General features: G+C 69.1%; 19 protein-coding genes and 1 pseudogene. 9 read left to right on the forward strand and 11 right to left on the reverse strand.

Features of this window, described 5'->3' with window-relative positions; translation table 11 throughout:
• Nucleotides 1-368: 368 nt before the first annotated feature.
• Nucleotides 369-1,268, forward strand: a complete 900-nt coding sequence (locus tag HS104_20520; protein ID MBE7482352.1) for a hypothetical protein — start codon at nucleotides 369-371, stop codon at nucleotides 1,266-1,268.
• Here HS104_20520 and HS104_20525 read toward each other — a convergent pair.
• Nucleotides 1,259-1,446 (reverse strand): annotated as a pseudogene (locus HS104_20525) (DUF1244 domain-containing protein). The gene HS104_20520 and the pseudogene HS104_20525 sit on opposite strands and share 10 nt — an antisense overlap.
• A 75-nt stretch (nucleotides 1,447-1,521) precedes the next feature.
• Nucleotides 1,522-1,830 (reverse strand): hypothetical protein, encoded by a 309-nt coding sequence (locus HS104_20530; protein ID MBE7482353.1) that lies wholly within the window; start codon nucleotides 1,828-1,830, stop codon nucleotides 1,522-1,524.
• Nucleotides 1,831-1,977: 147 nt separating this feature from the next.
• Here HS104_20530 and HS104_20535 point away from each other — a divergent pair, with 147 nt between their 5' ends.
• Nucleotides 1,978-2,127, forward strand: a complete 150-nt coding sequence (locus HS104_20535; GenBank protein MBE7482354.1) for a hypothetical protein — start codon at nucleotides 1,978-1,980, stop codon at nucleotides 2,125-2,127.
• Between the two features lie 288 nt (nucleotides 2,128-2,415).
• Here the strand turns inward: HS104_20535 and HS104_20540 are convergent, their stop codons facing one another.
• Nucleotides 2,416-3,513 carry an AgmX/PglI C-terminal domain-containing protein gene (locus tag HS104_20540; protein MBE7482355.1) on the reverse strand — a complete coding sequence of 366 codons (1,098 nt, stop codon included), beginning with the start codon at nucleotides 3,511-3,513 and terminating at the stop codon, nucleotides 2,416-2,418.
• A 160-nt stretch (nucleotides 3,514-3,673) separates the two neighbouring features.
• On the opposite strand from HS104_20540, the gene HS104_20545 reads away from it, so the two are divergent.
• From HS104_20545 to HS104_20555, 3 genes are read left to right on the forward strand one after another with little or no spacing between them, the layout of a single operon-like run.
• Nucleotides 3,674-5,185: a serine/threonine protein kinase gene (locus HS104_20545; GenBank protein MBE7482356.1), complete on the forward strand. Its 1,512-nt coding sequence runs from the start codon at nucleotides 3,674-3,676 to the stop codon at nucleotides 5,183-5,185.
• Nucleotides 5,182-6,222 (forward strand): hypothetical protein, encoded by a 1,041-nt coding sequence (locus HS104_20550; protein MBE7482357.1) that lies wholly within the window; start codon nucleotides 5,182-5,184, stop codon nucleotides 6,220-6,222. Before HS104_20545 ends, HS104_20550 begins: the two co-directional genes overlap by 4 nt.
• Before the next feature lie 59 nt (nucleotides 6,223-6,281).
• Nucleotides 6,282-7,337, forward strand: coding sequence for a hypothetical protein (locus tag HS104_20555; GenBank protein ID MBE7482358.1), 1,056 nt, complete (start codon nucleotides 6,282-6,284; stop codon nucleotides 7,335-7,337).
• Nucleotides 7,338-8,220: 883 nt separating this feature from the next.
• On the opposite strand, the gene HS104_20560 is transcribed toward HS104_20555, so the two are convergent.
• The 5 genes from HS104_20560 to HS104_20580 all read right to left on the reverse strand — a co-directional run bounded on the left by HS104_20560 (nucleotide 8,221) and on the right by HS104_20580 (nucleotide 13,274).
• The gene (locus tag HS104_20560; protein MBE7482359.1) at nucleotides 8,221-9,414 is read right to left on the reverse strand and encodes a ferritin-like domain-containing protein; all 1,194 of its coding nucleotides are present in this window, start codon (nucleotides 9,412-9,414) and stop codon (nucleotides 8,221-8,223) included.
• Nucleotides 9,411-10,259: a phosphate/phosphite/phosphonate ABC transporter substrate-binding protein gene (locus HS104_20565; GenBank protein MBE7482360.1), complete on the reverse strand. Its 849-nt coding sequence runs from the start codon at nucleotides 10,257-10,259 to the stop codon at nucleotides 9,411-9,413. The genes HS104_20560 and HS104_20565 overlap by 4 nt, the downstream gene beginning before the upstream one ends.
• 8 nt (nucleotides 10,260-10,267) lie before the next feature.
• Nucleotides 10,268-11,392: an acyl-CoA/acyl-ACP dehydrogenase gene (locus HS104_20570; protein ID MBE7482361.1), complete on the reverse strand. Its 1,125-nt coding sequence runs from the start codon at nucleotides 11,390-11,392 to the stop codon at nucleotides 10,268-10,270.
• Nucleotides 11,389-12,708 (reverse strand): transposase, encoded by a 1,320-nt coding sequence (locus HS104_20575; GenBank protein ID MBE7482362.1) that lies wholly within the window; start codon nucleotides 12,706-12,708, stop codon nucleotides 11,389-11,391. Before HS104_20575 ends, HS104_20570 begins: the two co-directional genes overlap by 4 nt.
• Nucleotides 12,709-12,959: 251 nt before the next feature.
• Nucleotides 12,960-13,274: a four helix bundle protein gene (locus tag HS104_20580; protein ID MBE7482363.1), complete on the reverse strand. Its 315-nt coding sequence runs from the start codon at nucleotides 13,272-13,274 to the stop codon at nucleotides 12,960-12,962.
• Between the two features lie 1,019 nt (nucleotides 13,275-14,293).
• On the opposite strand from HS104_20580, the gene HS104_20585 reads away from it, so the two are divergent.
• The 4 genes from HS104_20585 (at nucleotide 14,294) to HS104_20600 (ending at nucleotide 17,936) form a co-directional block, all read left to right on the forward strand.
• Nucleotides 14,294-15,052 (forward strand): hypothetical protein, encoded by a 759-nt coding sequence (locus HS104_20585; protein MBE7482364.1) that lies wholly within the window; start codon nucleotides 14,294-14,296, stop codon nucleotides 15,050-15,052.
• Between the two features lie 293 nt (nucleotides 15,053-15,345).
• Nucleotides 15,346-17,022 (forward strand): hypothetical protein, encoded by a 1,677-nt coding sequence (locus HS104_20590; protein MBE7482365.1) that lies wholly within the window; start codon nucleotides 15,346-15,348, stop codon nucleotides 17,020-17,022.
• A complete protein-coding gene (locus HS104_20595) occupies nucleotides 17,023-17,472 on the forward strand; it encodes a hypothetical protein (GenBank protein MBE7482366.1) in 450 nt (149 codons plus the stop codon).
• Between the two features lie 296 nt (nucleotides 17,473-17,768).
• On the forward strand, nucleotides 17,769-17,936 hold the full coding sequence (locus tag HS104_20600; GenBank protein MBE7482367.1) for a hypothetical protein: 168 nt from the start codon (nucleotides 17,769-17,771) through the stop codon (nucleotides 17,934-17,936).
• A gap of 813 nt (nucleotides 17,937-18,749) precedes the next feature.
• Here HS104_20600 and HS104_20605 read toward each other — a convergent pair.
• The 3 genes from HS104_20605 to HS104_20615 all read right to left on the reverse strand — a co-directional run bounded on the left by HS104_20605 (nucleotide 18,750) and on the right by HS104_20615 (nucleotide 22,544).
• Nucleotides 18,750-20,255 (reverse strand): IS66 family transposase, encoded by a 1,506-nt coding sequence (locus HS104_20605; GenBank protein MBE7482368.1) that lies wholly within the window; start codon nucleotides 20,253-20,255, stop codon nucleotides 18,750-18,752.
• Nucleotides 20,256-20,268: 13 nt separating this feature from the next.
• Nucleotides 20,269-20,637, reverse strand: coding sequence for an IS66 family insertion sequence element accessory protein TnpB (gene tnpB / locus HS104_20610; protein MBE7482369.1), 369 nt, complete (start codon nucleotides 20,635-20,637; stop codon nucleotides 20,269-20,271).
• A gap of 971 nt (nucleotides 20,638-21,608) precedes the next feature.
• Nucleotides 21,609-22,544 (reverse strand): hypothetical protein, encoded by a 936-nt coding sequence (locus HS104_20615; protein MBE7482370.1) that lies wholly within the window; start codon nucleotides 22,542-22,544, stop codon nucleotides 21,609-21,611.
• Between the last annotated feature and the right edge of the window lie 5 nt (nucleotides 22,545-22,549).

The raw sequence follows: 22,549 nt of genomic DNA on the forward strand, positions 1-22,549 counted from the left end.
AGCCCTGCGCGCGTCGAGAAGATCCTCGGCGCCCCGTGCCAGAGTCACCGGCGTTCGGCGTCGCGATTCGACACGTGGAGCTCCGCCGGCTATTGACAGAACATGTGACGTCCGGTCGCAGCGTGTCGAATGGCCGCGCGCACGACCGACACGCGGGACTTGGGCGAGTGCCGAAACCTCGACTAAGCTCGGCGCGAATGCGCCGCACCGTCCTCTGCCTGCTCGGGTTGGTGCTGGCAACCGCCTGTACCCCCGGACGAGTTCTCCAGCCGGCCCCAACACCAACCCTGACGCCAGCCCCAGCGAGATCGGTAGCACCCACTTCGACCCTCGTGCCGGAGCTTCAACACCTCGCGGAGCGGTCCCTGGTGGCGACCCATCATGCGGGAGCGCTGGTGGCGCTGAACCCTCGAGACGGCAAGGTGCTCGCCCTCCATTCGATCGCCGGGAGTCGGGGCGACCCGTTGGTCACGCTCCACCAGCCAGGCTCCACGTTCAAAGTATTCAGTGCGATCGCAGCGCTGGAAGCGGGCACCATCGACGCGGACACCACGCTGACCTGCAACCAAAGCTATCCCTTCGGCGAGCTCACGCTGACATGCCCTCTCGCTCACGGACCCGAGGATGTTTCGAAGGCGTTGGCGGTGTCGTGCAACTCGTTCTTCTATGCGCTCGCCGAAAAGCAGGGGCCCAAACCGCTGCATGCGGTGGCAAGCGCGTTCGGGTTGGGCGAACCGAGCGGCATCGCGCCCGACGAGCCCGCAGGCGTCTTGCGAGATCCCGTACCCGATCCCGCGCGACCCGCGCTCGACCTGGCGGACGCCATCGGCCACGGCGCTTATTACACCAATCTGCTCGGACTCGCGCGCGCCTACGCGGCGATCGCCAATGGCGGCACGCTGCCAACCCTGCATCTCAGCGGCGGAGCGACGCCCGCAACGCGGCGTGTCCCCTACGCCGACACTACGCTGGCATTGGTAAGGGCGGCCCTCGTCGACGCCGTCGAAAAGGACTACGGGCGCAGCTACGCTCAGCGCATCGGCGGCTATGTCTTCGCCGGCAAGACCGGCGGCGTCGACGCACCAGGGCCCGACGGCTCACCCAGCGACACGCTCATGGACAGCTGGTTCGTGGCGTTCGCGCCGCCCGCGCACCCGACGCTCTTGGTAGCGGCTCGACTCGAGAGCGTCCCTCACGCGGGCCCCGTGAACGCGGCGGCGGTGGTACGCGAAGTGCTGCTCGGCGCACGCGCCCTCGCTCAACGCTGATACTTCGCCTTCCATTTGGGGTAGGGCATCCCGTACACGATTTCGCCGCCGGGTCGTCGGTCTCGACTCCGCGCTCGCTCGCTGCCTCGCGGTACCAGCGCGAGAGACAGTTGCGACAGACGGCGCGCAGCTTCCGCCCGAAGGCAAGGACACCGGCCCAGTGCAGCTGGAGACACACATCACCGCGCCTCGGTCACCCCTCGCCGCCCCTCGCCGCCCTGCGCGCCCGTTTCCTCGGTGCGCCCTCGTGCCGCTACATGAAGTTCCGCGTGTGCAGGCTCGAGAGCCGCTCGGCATCCGCCGCGACGAAGCCCAGCCGCTCGAGTCGCGCGCGGCGGCCCGCGTCCATGTCGAGGGTGAGCTGGATCACGGCGGCGTGTCCCTTGCGGAGCGCCGGCGGCTCGAGGCTGCCGGCGGCGAGCAGGATCAGCGCGTCGACGCCGTTCCCCCACTGGGCGATGTGACCTGGATCGACTCCGACCTGATTCTGGTTCCAACCCACGAGGGCGAATGCGGAGAGCCCGATGGCGACCTGCAGGATCAACGGCCTCCGGGGCGTCATGGCAGCCCCCAAGCCGCTGGGACTGCTACAGCGTGCGTGCGTGCGAGCGTGCGATCTTCATGCCAACCTCCTGCACCACGTGTGCATGCACATCATCGCAGATTCTGTCCTGCGTGTCCCTTGCAGGGAAGTGGCGCCGGCGCGTAGATGACCGGCGCGGATGCGCTGCAACAGCTCTCCAACACCCCGCTCGCGGACGAGCTCGCGCAAAGGGCCGCCGTCAACCTCGTCCTTGTGCTCGACAACACCGCAGCCGGGCGCATCGTCGTGCTCGAGTCGACCGCGCTGGGCCCGTAGCCGCCTCCGACTATCGCTTCCGCTCGCTCTCTCGGATCGAGGTGAACAGCGGCGCCCGAATCTTCTTCCGAGCGCCGTCTACGACCTGGAGTGGCTCGAGAGCACTCCGAAGTAGCGCAACAGATGCCAGCGAGGCGGGGGCACCGCGGACGCGGGATGCCTTCGAGCTTGCGTTCGGCGATGCCCGGGATTTTCACGGGCTTTTGTCGCAGGTGTCCGGGCGCCGCGTCCGGCCTGCGGACGCGTGTCCGCCTCGGTGAGCGGACACGGCGCGTCGAGAGCTCGAGCTCAGCCGGGAGAGAACTCGAACGGGAAGGCCACGGTGGCCTGCTTTGCCGCGGGAGCGAACCGTACGTTGTAGAGCACCTCGCGGAAGCACCCGGTGAAGGACGCATCGGCGCCGCCCGTCACGACGAGGTCGAGCTTGGAGACCACGCCGTCGGGCTCGATGGTGAAGTGCGCCTCGACCCGGCGCCTCTCCGTGGGAGCGCGCCCGAGCAAATCCTCGTAGCAGGCTCGAAAGCCCGGAAAAGCGCTGCGCACCGTCTCCACGATGTCCTCGCGCGTGCGAGCCGCAGCGCTGGTTTCCGCCAGAGCGGGCTTGGTCGTGGCCCGCTCGGCAACGTGCCGGGCGTCCTCCGGCGGGTCACCGCCCAAGATCGGCATCAGCCGCAGCCGCACCGGCGCGTCGCACTCCGAGCTACTCGAGCACGCGCCGAGCTTGCCGCCGCTGAAGACCGCGCGGCGCTCGTCCTGCCGGCGTGCGCCGGCCCCGGCGCCGAGCGCCTCTACGCCGGCCGCTCGCGCGCTGCCGCTGGCGACATCCAGCTCGAAAGCGCCGGCAGCGTAGTTCAGGACGAGGTGGGTCGCCCCCTCGCAGCCGTCCCGCAGCTGTGACCGGTAGAGCGACGGAGCGGTCGCGAAGTACAGCCCGCGCACGAAGTAGCGGAGCCGCAGCGCGCGGTCACTCCCGACGCGCCCCGTGAGCTGTGCCACGCTCAGCGGCAGCTTCGCGTACAGCTCGTCTCGGCTCTGAACGTCTAGGCTCTGCAGGTCGCCGGACGTGGCGCGGAACCGATACTCACCGGGAACCTGGCACGCGGGCAGCAGCTCCAGCCCGCAGCCGGACATCTTCACCACGGCCAGCGACTGCTGAGCGTGTGCGGCGAGCTCGGCCCGGGCGGTAGCGTCCCAGGTGACGACGAACGGGTTCAGCCTCCCCAGCCCCTGTCGACAGCGCGCTTCGTCGATGGCCAGAGCCGCGTCGCTCGTCGCGCGCTCTGCGTTCTCCACCTCGCCGCCACCCGGCGATGCCGGAGGCAGCGCCGGCGCGCAGCTCCACAGGAGCGCTATCAGCGCCACGCCCACGAGAAGAGAGAGTCGCATCACTGGGCAGTCTCGCGCCGTCCACTCGCCGGGACAACGCGTGAGAGAGCGCGTGCAGTTTCTGCGCGCCCCGAGCGCTCGCGACGGCACGCCGCGGCGGGTGGCTGGGTTAGAGTGTGCTTTGCACTCGGCGCAACGGAGCGAGGTCGTGGCTCGACGGATGCACGAAGAACGACACGAGGCGGAGCGGCCCAATGCCGACGGCGACGACCCGTCGGACGCGCCGGCGCGCATCGACGACCCGAAACCCGGGCAGAGAGAGCCCGGGGCCTTGGTCGCTGGCCGCTATCGTCTGGAGCGGCTGCTCGGGCAAGGTGGCATGGGCCAGGTCTGGGCGGCCACCCACACCGTGACCCGAAGACAGGTGGCGCTGAAGTTCCTCAGACCCGGCGCGGACCTGCGTCCCGAGCTTCAGAGGCGCTTTCTTCGCGAGGCGCGCGCAGCGAGCGCCGTCGATCATCCCAACGTCGTGCGAATCCACGACGTGTTCGCCCTCGACGACGGCTCGCTGCTGATGGTCATGGACCTGCTCGAGGGTGAAACCCTGGGCAGCCTGCTGGAACGCAAGGGCAAGCTCTCATTGTCCGAAGCGTCCAGCCTGCTCTTGCCGGTCGTGTCCGCGGTCGGCAGGGCTCACGACCTCGGCATCGTTCATCGCGACTTGAAGCCGGACAACATCTTCGTGGTCGACGCCGATCCGTCGAAGGGCGCGGTCAAGGTCCTCGACTTTGGCATCGCGAAGGTGCTCGAACCGACGGTCGACACTGGGCTCGTGACCGGCACGGGCGCCGTGCTCGGGACGCCCAGCTACATGGCTCCCGAGCAGTGCTTCGGGGAGTCGGACATCGATCATCGCGCCGACCTCTGGGCAATCGGCGCCATCCTGTACGAATCGCTCGCGGGCATGCGTCCCGTCGATGGCGACAACCTCGGGCAGATCGTCAAGCGCTTGATGGAGGGAATCGAGCCGATCGAACGCCGGCTCCCCGATTTGCCCAGGGACGTCACGGCGCTACTGAGCCGCATGTTGTCCCGCGAGCGCGCGCAGCGGCCTGCCGACTTGCGGGAGGTCGCCGCGGTGCTGGCCAAGCACACTGACGTGGAAGTGCCGTCGTTCGCCGAGCCCAGCAGTCGCGCGCATGACACGCCACTGCACGAGGAACCCGTGCGCATCGGCCCGTTCCGCAAGAGCACGGTCTCTGGCGACGAGTCGACGGTCGCGGCGCGCTCGACTTCGGCTCACGACGACACCTCGGGGCAGCGCGCGGTCCCAGCGCGATCGCCGAACCGTGTGCTGGTCTCGATCGGCGTGGTCGGCGCATTGGCGTTGTTGGTCGTCGGCGTTCGTCTGTCCGCTGGCTCGGCAGCCAGCGACGAGGCGCCCGCTTCGCCGGCCAGCGCAACGGCGAGCGAGCGAGAGGCGCCGCTCGCGCTGCCCATGCCGCTCGCGAGCACGGAGCCCGCCGCGCCCAAGCCCTCGGACGAGGTTCCGGCGCCTGGCATCGATGGAGGAGCGCGGCCGCGCCCTGGGAGCGCACCCGTCGTGAAGCGACCCGAGACCTCGACCCCGGCGCCTTCCGCAGCTGATCCAGCGGCGCCGGCGCCCCCACCGATCCCGACGCCACCGCTGAAACCGACCTCGACCGGTCTAGTCGCGGAGCCGCCGTTTTGAATGACTCCCGCTTCGGTCTGGCACGTGCGGTCACGGTCGCGCGTTCGCTCTCGTTGGCGCTGGCGCTCGGTATCGGGAGCGCGTCAGCCCAGTCACCGCCCGACGAACCGACGTCCGTCGTCCAGGCTCGCGATGCGTTTCGCCTCGGCGCAGGGCTCGCTGAGGCGGGGCAATGGAAGGACGCGCTCGCCGCGTTTCAGCGAAGCGCGAAGCTCCGTCCCCATGCGACCACGACCTACAACCTCGCATTCTGCGAGCGAGCGCTCGGCCGCTACACCCGGGCGCGCAAGCTGCTCTTGCTGGCTCTGGAGCAGAGCCGCGCTGCCCCGACGCCCGAGCTCACGCCGAGCCTCGAGACCCAAGCCAAGGCCTACCTGAGCGAGGCGGAGCAGAAGCTCGCTCGCGTGAGCCTCTCGCTGGACGACCGGGCCTTGGCGGTTTCGGTGGACGGACGACCGCTGGAGCTCGACCGAACCGCTCCGCGCCCGGTCCTGGTGGCCGGAGTCCGAGAACCTGGCCCCGGGGAGGCTCTTCCAGCGACCGAGGTGGAGCTGGTGATCGACCCCGGCGCCCACGTCTTCGTCATCACGAAGGCCGACGCGAGCCGTGTGCTCAACCTGCAAGTCGAACCGGGCGCCACCGATCGCATCGAGCTTTGCCTGGGCCCGAAGCCCGCGCGCGCCGCCGCGCAGCCGGATCGACCCGACGCCACCTGGCCGATTCTCGCCTTCGGCGTCGGAGCGGCAGGCGTCGCGGTCGGCACGCTCACGGGCCTGGCTGCGCTGCAGGAGAAGTCGAGCCTCGACGACCACTGCACCAGGGGAATAGCTCGCTGCGACGCGCGCTATCAGCGCGACATCGACGCCATGAACCGCTACGCGGTCGTGTCCACCGCCAGCTTCGGCGTCGGCCTCGTCGGTCTCGGCCTCGGTGCTTACCTGCTCCTGTCCACGCCCAGCGCGGACGCCACAAGAGAGAGCGCCAAGCTCCGGCTGCTGGTCGGGCCAACTGGCGGCAGCGTGTTCGGTCGTTTCTAGGTGAGCTGCGAAGGCGGACTGCTTTGAAGGAGATCTCACTGCCCCCCAGACTGATCGCCATGCTGCGCCGAGCGGTCGTGCTCCTGTTCTTGACGGGCTGCGGCGAGCTGATCGGCAGCGACGACTATCGGGTGGAGAAGAACCCGGATGCCGGCAGCGTGGTCTCTCCAAAGGACGGGCTGGTGGGTCCGGACAGCGCGCCCGTGTTCCAGATCGCAGGCTCGGGCCTGCAGAACGCGCGCGGCCAGCACGGCTATGGGTCGCGGGCAGACGTGCTGTACGCGGCCAACGGCATCGGGCCGCTCGATCCTGCCGCGACCCTCGAGCGGATGAGCGGAATCACGGGTGTGTGGGAAACCGTCGCCCTCGACAGCCCGCTGACTCCGCGGTCGGCGGGAGGCATGCTGGCGGTGCTGAACATCGGCCGGCCCCTCACCCTCTGGCTGATCGGGGGCCGGGGTAAGTCTCTGGGAGGCCCGGTCACCTCCATCGACGAGGTCGAGCTCGGGGAGCCGAGCGCCGTGGTGCGCACGCGCACCTTCGAGCAGGCGCGTTGGGATGCCTGCTACGCGCTGGCGGGGGATCCACCGAAGCTCTACATGCTGGGCGGGACCTTCGGCGACGGGTTCGAGAGCGCGAAGGACGTGGTCGCGTGCACGGGGTTGGACTGGGACGAGGAGCTCCAGTGCAAGGTAGTGGCCACTTGGGCCGATAGTCGCGGCGTCCGCTGCGTGGCGATCGGCCAGAAGATCTACTTGCTGGGTGGCTTCATCGGAGCCACGCAGTCCCAGGTCGATGTCTTCGACACGGCCACGTACACCTTCGCGAAGCCCGTGTTCCTGCCCCACCCCGTCTCGAGCAACGGCGTGCTCGCCATCGGCCATCGCATCTGGAGCTTCGGCGACTACGAGCTCCAGGGTCGGGTGATGGTGTTCAACACGTTGACGCACGAGAGCCGCGCCTACGATCCGGTGCCCTCCTTCGTCGCGCGACGCCACGCCGGCGTGGGCGTCGCGGGAGGCAAGCTCTGGGTCTTCGGGGGGCTGCGCGGAGGAACCAGCGCCGACGTCGTGGAAGAGGTGCTCGAGGCGCCGCTTCAGGCGTTCCTGCCCTAGAGCTCAGTCCTCCATGGAAACGATCCTGGATTTGCGCCGCGTTCTGATCACTGTCGCAGGACCGATAACTCCACGGAACTAGCCGCGTTCCGTCGAGCCTCGTCGCGTTCGAGAGGCCGCGCTTTCGCGCGATCGTCTCCACGCTCACCGACAGCGCGCGTCCGCAACACCGAGCTGTTGCTGAGGACGGGCTCACTCTCCATTCGCGAACCGGCAAGTCGAGACACCGACCGTCGCACTTCGAACATGCGCCGAAGCTCCGACACCCGTTCTCGCGCCGATTCTGTTTCCTCTAGAAAGGCTCGCTCGGTGCCTTGGATCCTGCCGCCCGACGAAATGTCGTCGGCGCCACTACAGGAAGCAAGTAGTGCCGGTATCGCCCCAACCAACGTCAGCCTCGCCCTCAAACTTGTGCTCTCCCGCTCGGGCCGTAGACTCGCTCGCGCTGACGAGGCGTCAACCGACAAGATCCGACATCCATACGACAGCGCGGAGCGCGGAGGTGAGACAAAGGGGGGGTAGTTCTCCGGCGAAGGCTGCCGCCGGCGCGAGCAACGCCGGAAGCCGGCCTGTTTCGGCTCTCGAAGTCCTCGACCCGCGCTGCTGCACCCACCATGTAGGAAGCTAAACGCTTCCGTGCTCGGCGAGCCCTTGGCGATGAAGTCGCTCTCGCTCTCGCTCTCGCTCTCGCCCTCGCTCTCGCCCTCGCCCCCGCTCTCGCCCCCGCTCTCGCTCTCGCCCTCGCCCCCGCCCTCGCTCTCGCGCGCGCCCGTTTCCGCGCGCGCATGCGCGTTACTCTCGCCGCCCCTCACCGCGCCTCGGTCACCCCTCGCCGCCCAGTGCCGCCCTGCGCGCCCGTTTCCTCGGTGCGCCCTCGTGCCGGCTACATGAAGTTTCGCGTGTGCAGGCTCGAGAGCCGCTCGGCGTCGGTCGCGGCGAAGCCCAGCCGCTCGAGTCGCGCGCGGCGGCCCGCGTCCATGTCGAGGGTGAGCTGGATCACGGCGGCGTGTCCCTTGCGGAGCGCCGGCGGCTCGAGGCTGCCGGCGGCGAGCAGGATCAGCGCGTCGAACACCTCGCTGTTCAAGCCCGCGGTCCCGGCCAGCGCCGCGTGACGCCGCTCGACGGCCGCCCCGAGCCGCGCGCGCAAGCTCGGATCCAGCTCGACGTGCCGCGCGAGGTGCGCGAGCCCGAACGCGACGTGCCGGGCTTCGTCCTGCGCGGCGAGGCGCGCGACGGCGGCGGTGACCGGATCGGGCGCGTGATCGCGGAGGAACCACAAGAGCGAGAGGAAGCTGCCCTCGCCGAGTACCGACAGGAGGAACGCCGAGAGCGCGAAGTCGGGCTCCCCGAGCAGCGTCGCGAGAGACGCTTGCCCGCCCGCGGTCGAGAGCCCGAGCTCGCTGCGGAAGAGCAGCGCGCGCCGGGTGAAGACCTCGATGTGTCGCGCCTCGTCGGCGGCCTGGATGGCGAGCAGCTGCTGCACCTCGCGGAAGTGCGGGTGGATCTGCGACGCGAAGCGCGCGGGCACGATCAGCGCAGCCGTCTCGTTCTCGATCAAGTAGGTCAAACACTGCACGACCGCGTCCTCGATGTCGTCCGGGAGCTCGACCTTCTCGTGCCAGGGGATGGCCGTGGCCGGGTCCCACTGCGCCGCCGCGGCCTGGGCGTAGAGGCGCGCGGCTTCGTCGGCCCAGACCACGCGCTTGTCGTCGAGCAGGAAGCCGAGCTCGGGCGACCCCGCCTCGACCAGCGCGCCCCGGGCCGCCAGGCCGAAGCTCGCGCGGGGCCGCTCCCAGACGGCGTCCTCACCCCGCGGATCCGCCGCGCCGGCACGCTCCGCCCCGACGCGCCGCGCGTTTTGCGCCGTCCCGCGCCGCACGCGGAGCTCGGCGCCGCTCGCGCGAAGCTCGTGCCCTTCGCTGCGGCACCACGCTCCGAGATCGATCGCGAGCGTCGGTGCCGTCCCGGTGACGCGAAGCTCGGCGCCGGGTGAGAGCGCGCCGAGCCGGCGAGCCAGGAGCAGGTGCGCGCCTTCGTCGAGGCCCAGATCGCCGAGGTCGAGCTGCTCCTCGCTCATGGCTTCATGCGGGCGAGCCAAGCGTCGAGGTACTCGAAGCGATCGACCGCGCGTTCGAGTAGAGCGTACCCGCTGGTGCGTCCCGGGCGCCAGGCCTTGAGGCCCTCGAGGTCCAGCAGAGGCCGCACCTCCGGGTCGTCGTAGGACATGGACAAGAGGAGCTCACGGAAGCGGTCGATTCGCGCCTTCGGGGCGTCGTCGAGGATGGTGAAGTTGCAGTGGTCGTATTTGCCCGTCTGCGCCACGACCCTGAGCGCCCCCGGGGTCACCAGCCCTTCGCGCGCGAAGAGCAGGTGATTGCCGTCGATGACGCAGGCGGCGTCGATCTGCCCGAGCGCGAGGGCCCGCACCGCGTCGCGCTCGCCGCCGATGTGATCGCCGTGTTTGCCCACGAGGACGTCGTGCCGGACCACCTCGAAGTCGCGCCCCGGCTCGAGCCCACACTCCGCCAAGAAGAGCAGCGGGATGAGCGTGGCCTGCGGCGAGTCCGGCGCGCCGACACCGACGCGCTTTCCGGCCAGATCCACCGGCTCGTTCAGGCCGGAGTCGGCCCGGACCAACACCAGGCTCTGGAGATCCTGATCGCTGTCGCGCATCGCGATGGCCTCGGCGCGGCGGCCACGGAGCGGCGCCGCGCGCAGGGCCTCGAGCCAGGCCAGCGGAGAGTTCCAGGCGACGTGGAAGTCGCCGTGGAAGTGCGCCTCGACCTGTGCCTCGTAGTTCGAGTAGAGCACGAAGTCGAAGTCGAGGTCGCGCTTGGCGAACCAGGCGCGGAAGCCCTCCCAGATGGTCACCACCTTCGGGTCGTAGGCGACCGCGCCGAGCATCAACGTTTCGCTGGCCATGCTTCACCTCAGAACAGCGGCAGGTTGCACACTGCCTTGCCGATGAAGTCGTAGAGCACGTCGGTGGTCGGAGCCATCACCGAGGCTGCGCGCGCGTCGCGGAACACGCGCTCGACCCCGACCTCCTTGCGGAACGCGGCGCCGCCGGCGACGCGCATGCCCAGATCGGTGACCTCGGTCGCCGTCTCGCCGGCGAAGGCCTTGATCTCGAGCACGCGCAGCACTGCGTCGGGGCGTCCCTTCTCGAGGGCGTCCAGCGTGTCGAGCAGGAGCCCGCGCACCGCATCGGTCTTGACCCGCATTCGGGCGAGGTAGGCGCGCACCGTGGGCAGATCGGCCACGCGGCTGCCCGAGTGCTCGAAGCCGGTTGCGGTGGCGTGGAGCGCGGTGCGGGCCGTAGCGGCCTCCATCAGCCCCAGCGAGCAGGCTGCGTTCAGCAGGTTGAACCAGGGCAGGACCACCTCGAGCATGAGCTTGAAGCCCGCGCCGTCGCTGCCCAGCATGTTCTTCGCGTCGATGCGCGCGTCCTCGGCGGTGATCGGCGCCGAGTCGTTGCCGCAGAGGCCCATGCCGTCGAAACGCTCCGTGACGCGGAGCCCCTTCGTGTCGGCCGGCACCAACCAGATCGTCGAGGCCTCCGCCGCCGCGAGCGGCTTGCTCGACCAGACGTAGCTCTGCGCGGCGTGCGCCGAGGTCACCCAGCTCTTGCGTGCCGTGAGCTTCACGCTCTTGCCGTCCGCGACGGCGACGCTCACCGGCGCCCAGAACTGACTGCGCGAGCCGAGCTCGGAGAACGCCAACGTCGTCAGGTGCTTGCCGGCGGCGATCTGCTTGCGCACGTCCTCGGGGCCGTGCTGCTCGATCACCTGCACCGCCGCGTAGTGCATGGCGGTGACCATCGCGGTCGAGCCGCACTCCCGCGCCAGGCGCTCGACCACGTCGGCGGCGGCGCGCATGCCGAGGCCCATGCCGCCCACGCTGGTGGCGCTGACCAGGCCGAGCAGGCCCGCTTCGGCGAGCGCCGCCATGCTCTGGGTCGGGAACTCGGCGTTCTTGTCCACGCTGACGGCGTGCTGAGCCACGACGTCGGTCGCGATCTGCTCGATGGTCTTCAGATGGCTTGCTTCGGTCATCGTCTTCTCCTCGCGCTCCCCCCTCGGAGCGCGGCGAAGACGAATCCTCGACGGCTCAGCGAAGTCGCGCTGCTCGGGCCCAAGTCCCTTGGGCCAATGGGTGGATTCAGGTGCGGTGCATGTGGGGAGACCTCCGGCGAACCGGAGCGCGCATGGTCGGGTTCCTCCGCGGGCGAGTCAACGCCGAGCTTTCGGCGGAAACCGCCGCGCGACTCGATGGCCGTGGTGCCGTCGGAGAACGCTCGTTTCAGCAGGATGCGGACGAGCCCGCTCCCGAGCCGGCGCACGCGGTCCTGGGCGAGCGGCGGGCGCAGGACGTACTTGCAGAGCGTCTCGCGAGCGCGGGCGTCGCCGGCGGGAGCGGTGGTGGCGGCGTGAACGGAGAGGCCGTCCTCGCGGGCGGAGAGGCCGGAGACGAAGCGCTCGCCGTGCTCGGGCAAGGCGATGGGGGGACGCTGGCGGTGCTCGGGCCCGGCGGGTGGGTTGCCGCTGACGGCGGCGGTGGCGAGGGCGGCGAGCTCCGGCTCGCGCTCGGCGAAACCGTCGTCGGCGAGGTGCGGGTCGGGACCGCGCTCGATGACGCCGCGCCGCTCGAGGAAGGCCAGGATCCGAACGCGAGCGGTGTGCAGGAGATCGGCGACGTCGGAGTTGTCGAGCGAGGAGAGCTGGTGGAAGGCGAGCTGTCCGTCGTCGGCTTCGACGAAGACGCCGTCCAAGGCGAGGAGGTGGAGGTGCGGGTTGAGCCGGAGGTCGGAGCTAACCCGCTGCACGACGGTGATGGCGCCGCTCTCGCCCTTGCCCACGCGATGCAGGTCACGCATCGTGCGGCGGTAGAAGCCGAGCACGCTGTCGGCGAACAGCCGCGTGATGCGCCCGCAGAGCTCTCGGTCGTAGGCGACGCGAGCGCGCAGCTCGAACGGCAAGGTGAGGACCCACTGCCGGAGCGGAGCGCTCGAGGGCAGGACGTGCTCGACCCAGTTCGCGGAGGTCTCGGCCATGGTCCTGCCCAGACACGAGGGGCACCAGCCGCGTCCCTTGCAGGAGAACGCGGCCAGGAGCTTGTCTCGACACTCGGGGTCCGTGCACTGGAGGAGGCCGAAGCCTCGCCCGAGCACGCCGCAGTCGAGGTAGCCCAGGAACTCGTCCCTCACGAAGGACGGCAGCGGCGCGATGACGTCGTGGTCGGCGGCGGCCTCGAGCGTGCGGAAGTTGTCGGCGACGACGCGGTAGAGCTCGCCGAGCTCCGGGTGGCGCCGGCGATACTCGGCGCCGGCTGCGCTCGGCGTGAGCTCGGAAACCCACCACAGGACGGCCATCGGCGCGCCCCTGCGCACGCCGCGTGCCAGGCACGTCCTTGGCGAAATTGCCGCGTGCTAGCCGGCTGCGCGGGCTCCTGGAGGTGGCGAACCGCCCGTTCGCCGGTGGCGATCGCCACTCGAAGCGAAGTCTAGGAAGCTAAACGCTTCCGTGCCGGCGAGCCCTTGGCGATGAAGTCGAGCTCGGGCTTGCACCCTCGCTCCCGCCTCGCTCCCGCCCCGCCCCCGCTCTCGCCCACTCCCGGCGCGCCCTAAACGAGCTTCACCAGCGTTCCGATGATGCGGTCCAAGCGCGCCCGGACTGCGGCATCCACCCCGGCGATGTATCCGAACGCCTCCGCGACCTCGAGGCACGCCAGCGTCTCCCGCGCCGACCCGAGCGCGGTGTGGTACCTGACCTGCCTGAGCTTGCCTCGCGATCCCATGCCCTCGGACATGTTGAGCACGACGCTGGACGCCGCTCTCCTCATCTGCCGGCACAGGTCGCTGTCTCTCTTCTCGATGCGCTCGATGAACGGCCGGAGCTCGCGCATGGTCTCGACGGTGATCGGGTAGATTCGCAGCATCTCGCACTTCTCTCTTTCTGCTCGTGAGAGCGCATGCGTTCCTCCGCCGCGCACAGACCGGGTCCAGGCTGCGAGCGAGCGCCAGCGAGCGAGCACCGCGCGCGTCAGCGCGCGGCCGGGCCTGGACGCGGTCGAGCACGGCGGTAAAATCGAAGAGCGAGCGAGCAAACTCTCTTCGATGTGCACTGCCAGGACATCGCTGACACATTTCCTGCCCCTCGCCCTCGCCCTCGCTCTCGCTCTCGCTCTCGCTCTCGCCCTCGCTCTCGCGCCGACGCCCGTTGCGCGTCAGCGCGCGGCCGCGGCCTGGACGCGGTCGAGCACGGCGGTAAAATCGAAGAGCGAGCGAGCAAACTCTCTTCGATGTGCACTGCCAGGACATCGCTGACACATTTCCTGCCCCTCGCCCTCGCCCTCGCCCTCGCCCTCGCCCTCGCCCTCGCTCTCGCCCTCGCCCTCGCCCTCGCCCTCGCCCTCGCTCTCGCTCTCGCTCTCGCCCTCGCCCTCGCGCCGACGCCCGTTTCCGCGCGCGCATGCGCGTTACTCTCGCCGCCCCTCACCGCGCCCCGGTCACCCCGCGCCGCCCCTCGCCGCCCTGCGCGCCCGTTTCCTCGGTGCGCCCTTGTGCCGGCTACAGCTGTTCCGCGATCCGTCCCCGCGGGAGCTCTCACCTCACCTCGAGGTCTTCGCATGAGCGCGGCGCTCACGGTGGTGGTGGGCGGCGGCGGCGTCGGCAAGACGACGACCTCGGCCGCCCTCGCGCTGGCGTTCGCGCGCCAGGGGCGGCGCACGCTGGTGGTGACCGTGGATCCGGCGCGTCGCCTGGCCGACGCGCTCGGCGTGCAGATCGGCATCGAGGCCTGCCCGGTGAAGATCGATGGCGCCGAGCTCTGGGCGCGCATGCCCGACGCCCACCGCTCCGTGGATCTGTTCGTGGACTGGCTCTTCGACGACCCGGCCGCCCGCGCGCGCGTCCTCGCGAACGGCATGTACCAGGAGCTGTCGAACGCGCTGGCGGCGTGCACGAGCTCATCAGCGTCGCCTTCATCGATCACGAGCTCGAGTCCGGCCGCTACGACGAGGTCGTGCTCGACACCGCCCCCTCGCGCCACGCCCTGGAGTTCCTCGACTACCCCGCGCGCCTCGGCCGCATGCTCGAAGCCAAGACCCTGGAGTGGATGGTGGGCCTCGCCAAGCTCGCGGGCGCCACGCTGGAAGACCGCCCCGACGAACGCGGCCTCTTCGCCTGGGGCAAGAAGCGCGTCGGCCACCTGGTCTCGAACCTGGTCGGCGCCGTGGCCATCCGGGACATCGCGGCCCTGTTCGCCGAGTTCCTCCCGGTGCGGGAGAAGTGGCTCCACCTCGTGCGGAACGTCGAGCGCCGCATCGCCCTCCCGAGCACGCGCTACGTGATCGTGACGGGCCCGAGCGGAAGCTCGCTGGACGATGCCACTTACCTCGTCGACCAGCTCCGCGCGCGCTCCCTGCCCACCTCCGCGGTCTTGCTCAACCGCGCGGTGACCGCGCCGCCCGTCTGGGTGCAGGCCCTGGAGGCGAGCCTGCCCGCCGCACCGGAGCTCGCTCCCGCGCTCGCCGCCTATCGCGCGGAGTACGCGGCGCGCGAAGCACAAACGCGAGCAGCGACCGCCGCGCTGGGCGATCTGGTGCCGAAGCAGACTCCGCTCGTCGCGCTGCCCGCGCTCAAGACCAGTGATCCGAGAGAGATCTTGATCGCGCTCGCGGGGGAGCTGGGGGGGGCGGCGTTCTCGGGCGGGTAGCGGGCTCGGGGCGGGCGTGGCCACGGTTGCTACGCATGTAGATGTCGGAGCGCCTCGCACCAATCCTCGCGGGGCGTGGCGCGGGCGATTGACCGAGCCCGGCGCGACCGCGTAGCCTGAAGCGACATTCAGGGAGGGTCGGCTCATGCTCACGCAGCACGCAGCACGCAGCACGCAGCACGCAGCACGCAGCACGCAGCACGCAGCACGCAGCACGCAGCACGCAGCACGCAGCACGCAGCACGCAGCGGCGGTGGCTGAGAGCTCTGGGTGGTACGCTGGCGCTCTCGTCGTTGTGGTCGCTCGCCGGCGGCTGCGTTTGGTCCGTCCCCGTCACTCCACCCGCGCCGATCGGGGATGAGTCGTTCCAGTCGGAGACCGCCCTCACGACCGCGCGCGTCGAAGTCGCGGACGGCATCTTCAGCGACACGGCCGTGATGTCGTTCAATGACTTCACGATCGAACAGCTCCCGGGGGGGCCCGAATTCTTCTACTTCGACAGCAACTCGATCGTGGAAGTTCGTCGAGGCGCGTCGCTCATGGGCTGGGCACGTGGCGTCCCGGTCCCTGGGGGCGGCGTTGTCTGGACCTACAACGGTAAGGTTCACGCGGCGGGTTGGACCATTTGGGCCGACCCCTCGAACGCGACCGATCGGAGCACTCCGAGCACCGTCTACCTGGCGCAGATGGCGGCCTCCGATGAGTCGTTCGACACCCATAGCAAGGGTAGCGACGTCATCGCGGACTTGCCCGAGCTCGGGAAGGCCATCAACGGCTTCTGCGTCGCACGCTCCGTAAACGCCGCCATTTCTTTCGACGTGACGTGCCATCAGGTCCTCCCAAAGCCGCCGGCGACCAGCGTGTTCTTGGACAAGACCGGCATCGCCGTGGACTGGGCCGGCCGCGTGTGGGTGGTGACGGAGGATCGGGACGCGCCACACCCGGCTCCCGGGGCTGGGACGGGCACGCTCAGGCTCTACCGCAACACGACAGCGGCCTGGAACAACTTCACTGAGGTCACGGTCCCGCCGCAGGCCATCGCGGGACTCGGCAACTTGGAGCCCCGCCTGAAGTCCGACGGCGCGGGTGACATTTTCCTCCAAAGCGTCTTCGTGCCGCCAGGCCCGTTGGGCAGTGCGCCGTACGAGCTCAGGACCATCCAGGTCGCCGGTCCGAGCGAGGTCTTCTATGGTGACGTCCTGAACGCCCTCCCCGGCACCTGCGCAGTTTCACAAATGAAGCAGGGTATGGCTCACGTAAACATCGGCACGGGAGCGACCACGCACCTGATCAAGAACGCGTTTCGGCACGACTTCGCCGTGGGGTCGAACACCAATGGAACCGACTCTGCGTACCGCTTCGCGTTCCAATACACGGACGGCGCGGGCAATGATCGCATTCAGGTGGCGGAGATCGACTCGACCTTTGCAGCGTGCGAGCAGAACCCGTTCCTCTCGACGGAGTCGTTGATCAGCCTGGCGCCGAACCCAGGCAGGCAGTTCCAACCGGCGCTGGATTTCAACCTTCGCGCGGAGCCGCCGGGTCCGTTCGGGTGGACGTTCGCGCATCTCTCGACCGCGTTCGTGACCGATCCGACTGACAAGTACGTCGCACCGTGGGGGGTTACCATCTCGGATCGAACCGTTGGTACCCAGAGTCTCCCCGCGTTCGCGTTCTACTGGCCCCTCGCTCCCCTCGTGAACGGGAGCATCAACTGGTACGCATGCCCCGAATCCAACGGCTACTGGGGGGACTACTTCGGCATCACTCAGCTGCACAATCCGTTCATCATCGATCCGTTTGGCGGCGGCGCGGTCGGTGCTTGGCAGAACGTGGCCGGCTTCACCGACTCGCGGCCCGCCTCTGGTCGCGCCGGCGGTCCAGTGCCCTGCTACTGGGAGACGCCGGTCCTTGGTCAGCCGCAGAGCGTCTCTGGGAGCGCGTGGGTGAGCGCCGATCTGGTGCAGTGAATGACCTCGAAGGGCTGGGTCTGGGTCGCCTTCTCGCTCGTCGGGGCGCTGCACTGCGGGACACGCACGGCTCCGCTGGAAGGTGTGGCCGCGCCGGAGGGGCGGCCACAAGCTGAAGCGGGGCCCAGCGCACCTGGCAGCTCCGGTGGGACCGCAGGCGATCAGGACGCCGAGCCCGACGCCGATCCTGAAGACGCGAAGGCGGTCGAAGGGGCGCCGGACGTGGGCTTCGACGGGGCGTCGGGGGCTCCAACGTCCTGCGCCGACGTCGGGCAGGGCATCTGGTACGACAGCTGCTGCGAAGGCAAATACTGCGGCGGGTGGTGCATCCTCGACGTGGAGTGCCAATGCGGCACCACCATTGGGGGCTGCCTCTGGCCCGCGGTGTGCTGCGGTGGGCTGTGCGTCGGAGCGAGGACGGAGCTCTGCAAGATCCAGGGTCGGAAATGAGCGCGTCGGAAGGAAAGACCAGTCGAGGTTGGAGCGCCATGCTCAGCGCGACGCTCAGCCTCGCCGCGTGCGGAGGGCACGTCGTGGCGGACCGGAGCCCCCCACCGGACGATGAGCCCTTTCCCTCCGATGCGTTCGCACCCCCTCCGGCCCCGTCGAAGAAGCCAATCCCGCCACCCATCAGGCCCGCACCCAAGGATGCCGGCCCCAAGGCTCCATCGGACGCAGGGCCCGGATACGTGCTGGTCGACGGCGGAACTGCTTGTCTCCCGCCGCTACCCAAAATCTACGAGCCCGTGCGAACCTGCTGCAACGGCAAGCTCTGCGAGGGGTACTGCATTCTGTTCGACGACGCCGGCGCGCCGGAGTGCACTTGCGGCGGTGTCCCGGGCGGGTGCCCTTCACCGCACGTGTGCTGTCCGAGCTCGTGCACGATCCTCAGCGCCTGCATGAGTGGCAAGTGACCGCGCAGCGCAGAGCTCGGTCCGCGGCCTGGGCTATCGCGTCAGTGGCTGTCGCCGTGGGCTTCGCGACGTACGCGTCGAGATCTGAACCACGGGAAGGCGAGCGCCTTGGTCGGGCGATCAGGCCTCTTCCTCCGATGTCCGTCGAAGCCCGGCCGGTGCCTCCGCCAAGACGGAGAGCAAGCGCACCGCCCGCTCCCGGATCAGATCCAGGCCGCCTGCGCTGTGGCTCGGTCGACTGCGAGCTGGAGAGCGAGCGATGCTGCCAATCTTGGGACGGCGCGAAACGCACGTGCGTAGCGCGTGATCGCTCTTGTGACGAAGCAAGCCTCGATCTTGCCTGCGACGAGTCGGCCGATTGCCCGCCAAGCCTCTGGTGTTGCCTTCGCCCGAACAGCGCGCAGTGCCTAGCCTCTTGCGGCCCTCCGCCAGCATGGATCTTGTGCAAGCAAACCGAGGACTGCCCCGTCGCTCAGCTCTGCACCGGTGGTCACTGCTCCTCTGCGCCAGCTCGAGACCCACACGCACGAGCTCGCTTGCGCCGCTACCCGGTCCCGTGAGCGTCAGGCCGAGTCACTCGGCCAGCGCAGCGCGCCACCGGCCATGCGACGGGCGCCGGCGCCGCGGTCTCGGGACGACGCGTCTTCCCCATTCGGGCGAAGCCCGAATTTGGGGAAGACCGGCGCCGCGAAGCGGCGACGAGTTGGGGCAGCAACACCGAGAGAGATCTTGATCGCGCTCGCGGGGGAGCTGGGCGGGGCGTGACCGATCAGCGACGCCGGGATGCGCGGCGGGTGGAATCGTGCGTGGGGCTCAGCCGAGGGTCTTCTTGAACGCGGCGGGGGTCAGGGCCTCGAGCGGCAGCGCGAAGACATCGCGGTGGGTCCCGAGGCGCTCGAAGGCCCAGGTGAGATAGGCCTGCGCAGGGACACCTAGAGCTCGACAGGTGGCGATGATGCCGAGGAGCACGCAAGCACGGTGGGCGCCTTCCGTGCTGCCGGCGAAGAGCATGTTGAGGCGCAGCTTGGCGACGTTCTGAAACTCGCGCTCGGTGGGAGAGTTGTCGATGGGGACCAGCGGGTCGTCGACGAAACGGAAGAGCGCGTCCCGATGGTTCTTGTAGTACCGAATCGCCGCCGCCAGCGGCTCGGAGGGCAAGAGCGTCGGCTCGACGGCGTCGCGCCAGCGCTCGAAGTCCTGGACGATGGGGCGAATGCACCGCTGGCGATGTTCTCTGAGCGCCTCTCCGACCAGGCCGAGCTTCTGCGCCTCTCCCTCTTCGCCGTAGATCGCGCCCAGGAAGGCGCCGCCTTCGAGAGCGAGCACCGGCTGGGTGTCTTCTGCGTCACGGAACTTGCGACGGCCGTGGGCGTTGCACCCGGCCTCGAGCACGCGGCCTGAAGCGAAGACGTCGTTGAAGCGATGCTCGGCATCGGCGGTGAGGGTACCTCGGAAGGGTCTGAGCTTCGCGGCGACGACCTCGCCGCTCTTGTCGGGCTCGTACTGAAAGACCGCGACGTCGTGGTTGCGGTAGAGCTCCACGTAACCGTTGTGCGCAGCGGGAAGCTTCTTGATGATGACCTTCAACCCGGTGCCGTCGGTAGCCATCCAGGAGCCGGCGAGCAGCTGCTTCCAGTGCAAACCGTCGATGCCCGACAGCAGGTCGGCAGCGCGCTCGATGAAGGTCACCAGCGTGCTCATCGCGATCGGGACTCCGCGCTCGGCGAGGTCGCGCCGGATGCGGTCGAGCGGCGTGAGCAGCCAGAACTTCTGGTACACGAGCCACGCGAGCCACTCGCAGGTGACCTTGGAGCGCTCGTAAGGGGCAGGCAGAGAGCGCAGCGTCGTGCGCTCGCCACACTCGCGACAGCGACACGTGTAGCGACGAACGACGCGCCGGCGCTGGTGTTCCTTGACGACGTGGAGCTTCTCCTCGACGAGCTCGTCGACGACGTCCAGGGCAGCTCCGCCGCACTCGCCGCACGCATCGGGGCGGAGCTCGTGCTCTTCGGCTTCGAGGTGGCTGGGGATCGGCTTGCGCCCCGTTGGCCTCGCCTTCTTCTTCGGCGGAGGCTCGGCGGCAGGCTTGTCCGGGGCCTTGGGCCGCTCCTCGAAAGCACGCTGGGCTTCTCCCTCGACGACGGGCGGGGCAGCGGCTGGCGCTGCAGCGCCGGGAGCAGGAGCCTTTCGCTGCTTGCGCTGCGCTACCGCGAGCAGCTCCGAGACGCGATCGTTGAGCCGTGCCAGCTCGGTGAGGAGCTGCGCGACTTGCGCACGGAGCTCGGCGTTCTCCTTGCGCAGCGCTTCCAGCCCGTCCACAGACGAGTAGAGATCATACTTGGAGATCCGTGTCGATCCCCTTGCGTGCTTTTTCGAATCGAGGCCGCCGGTACCAGCCGCGCCGCGCCGCTGTGAAGTCGATCCCAGCCAGCAGCGAGGCGAACGCCGAGCCGTCGATCACCACCTGCGGCTTGTCGCCGTCCAGCAGCGGAAGCTGAAAGCTCCCAGCCTCGAGGCGCTTGGCGAGAACACACCAGCCCGACCCGTCGAACCACAGAGCCTTCGCGATCCGCCTGCGCTTGTTGAGGAAGAGATACAGGTGGCCATCGACTGGATCGAGCCCCAGGCCGCGCACAGCGCCGGCGAGGGCGTCGAAGGAGCCGCGCATGTCGAGTGGGGCCACCGCCACGAACACGCGCACCGTCGGAGGTAGGCTCAGCACGAGCGCAAAGCCTCGAGTACCCGGTGCAGCGTCTCGACCGAAACGTCGTCACCGAACTCCACCCGAGCCCTGGCAACCTCGAGAACGTACCGGCCCCTCCCGGCCACGGCGATGCTCGGCGAAGCGGGAACAAGCTCGACCAACGCGTGCGCCGTCGCTGCCGCCTTCGACTTTCGCCGTCGCGGCTGAGCGCTCGCTCCCCGCCGTTCGAGATTCACCCGCCACGCGTTCAGAGACCGCCCGTCGATGTCGTGCGCCCGCGCCCACTCCCCGGCGCTCAGGCCCTTCCGCTTCGCCGCGAGCAGGCACCGCCGCGCCTCCGCCTCGTCCTCGATCTTCCGTCCATTTGCCACTGATGACCTCCGCGTCGAAGCCGAGCCTGGCGGCCACGTCCGCGGAAATCATCCCGGTGTCGCTGATGGGTCACGTTACTCTCGCCGCCCCTCACCGCGCCCCGGTCACCCCTCGCCGCCCCTCGCCGCCCTGCGCGCCCGTTTCCTCGGTGCGCCCTTGTGCCGGCTACATGAAGTTTCTCGTGAAACCGCCGCGCGACCCGCTCTTGTCCTTCCAGCGGGTCGCGCCGCGGCAACCGCGGGCAGTCGAACTACGTCGCCGCCAAGGCAGCGCTGGCGGCCAAACCTACTGGACGAGCCGGCATAGTCCGGCAACGCAGTCCGTCGCAGGCACCGGTGGGCAGGGCGAGCAGAGTGCCGTGTGGCCTTGACAATCGACTTCAGCGACGTCCGCGTCGTACTTCGCCCGTTCTGACTTGTTGATCGCAGCGTTCGCGCATGGCGTGCACGGACAGTACGACCCCACCGAGGCCGGAGTGCAATCGCTGGCTACCGTGCAGGAGCGATCGTAGTCCTCGAGGCGTAACGTCGTGCGAGGCGTCGACTCAGCGCTGCAAGCCACCAAAAGAATCGCAGCCAGTGAGCGTGTGTCGTACACTACGGAACCCAGGTTCTACAGAGCGCTTCGGACTCGAACGCCTGGGTCATATCGATCAGCTGCTGGAGGGGCGCACTCACAAAAGCGTTGGCTTGGCCGGAAGGGCCGAAGACCGAAGCGAGCTGTCCATCGACGCCCTTCAGCGTCCCGATGCCTATCTGAAGGGTCACAGGCGCGCCGGCCGCCGCGCAACTGAAGCCAAACATCGTTCGGGCGTCGGTGCCCGGCTCCGAGTTCGATGTACATGTTGGGCTGACTCCCCAGGTGACCGCGATGTCGCTCTGCTTCTCGGTTCGGACCGGTTCCGAGAACCGCAAGACAACCTTGTTCGATCCGGGCGGCCCTGCACAGGAGGTCACGCTTTGCAGCGAAGGTGCGTTTCCAGGGTTGAAGCGGGAACCGGAGCGCCCATCCGGAGAGGTCGGGTTCATCGTTCGCATTGTGGTGACACCGGCGCTTTTTGCGTCGAAGGACACGCGGTGCCAGGTGTTGGACAGATCCTCGACCGGCACCACTGTCAACGAAGCCCTTTGGGGGTTGCTGGTCACGACGACCGGCGCCCGCGGTGCAGGACTGCTCCCTTTGGGTTGAGTGGAATCCGACGGTACACTCACTGCAGGAGATGGCTGCTCTTGCACGCTGAACGCGACCGGCTTGCCGCTCGGAAACTCTTCGAGCTGGATGGTCTTCTTCACTGCGTCCAAGACACTACCTGGCACTGCCCGGTCGCCGTAGTCAAACCAGAACACGATGGGAGTCGTGCCGGTCGCCGACAACAGGTCCGCGGGGGTGACAGTGACCACGACTAAAGTCGCCGGAGCCGGCGTCTGACTCTTCTTCTCCGCCGCGTTTCCCGCCGGCTCCCCCAACTCTGAGCACGCGAGCAGCACAGTTCCAAATGTGCCAAGGAGAAGCTGCGCCCATTGGTGTTTCATGTACG

Source organism: Polyangiaceae bacterium (assembly GCA_015075635.1).
Taxonomy (GTDB): Bacteria; Myxococcota_A; Polyangia; order Polyangiales; family Polyangiaceae; genus JADJKB01.

Bases quoted from the DNA above. Each gene is read 5' to 3' on its own strand.
- HS104_20580 (MBE7482363.1), bottom strand. From the start codon at position 13,274: ATGCTGCGAATCTACCCGATCACCGTCGAGACCATGCGCGAGCTCCGG.
- HS104_20535 (MBE7482354.1), top strand. From the start codon at position 1,978: ATGACCGGCGCGGATGCGCTGCAACAGCTCTCCAACACCCCGCTCGCG.
- HS104_20530 (MBE7482353.1), bottom strand. From the start codon at position 1,830: ATGACGCCCCGGAGGCCGTTGATCCTGCAGGTCGCCATCGGGCTCTCC.
- HS104_20545 (MBE7482356.1), top strand. From the start codon at position 3,674: ATGCACGAAGAACGACACGAGGCGGAGCGGCCCAATGCCGACGGCGAC.
- HS104_20555 (MBE7482358.1), top strand. From the start codon at position 6,282: ATGCTGCGCCGAGCGGTCGTGCTCCTGTTCTTGACGGGCTGCGGCGAG.
- HS104_20540 (MBE7482355.1), bottom strand. From the start codon at position 3,513: ATGCGACTCTCTCTTCTCGTGGGCGTGGCGCTGATAGCGCTCCTGTGG.
- HS104_20595 (MBE7482366.1), top strand. From the start codon at position 17,023: ATGACCTCGAAGGGCTGGGTCTGGGTCGCCTTCTCGCTCGTCGGGGCG.
- HS104_20560 (MBE7482359.1), bottom strand. From the start codon at position 9,414: ATGAGCGAGGAGCAGCTCGACCTCGGCGATCTGGGCCTCGACGAAGGC.
- HS104_20565 (MBE7482360.1), bottom strand. From the start codon at position 10,259: ATGGCCAGCGAAACGTTGATGCTCGGCGCGGTCGCCTACGACCCGAAG.
- HS104_20570 (MBE7482361.1), bottom strand. From the start codon at position 11,392: ATGACCGAAGCAAGCCATCTGAAGACCATCGAGCAGATCGCGACCGAC.
- HS104_20575 (MBE7482362.1), bottom strand. From the start codon at position 12,708: ATGGCCGTCCTGTGGTGGGTTTCCGAGCTCACGCCGAGCGCAGCCGGC.
- HS104_20615 (MBE7482370.1), bottom strand. From the start codon at position 22,544: ATGAAACACCAATGGGCGCAGCTTCTCCTTGGCACATTTGGAACTGTG.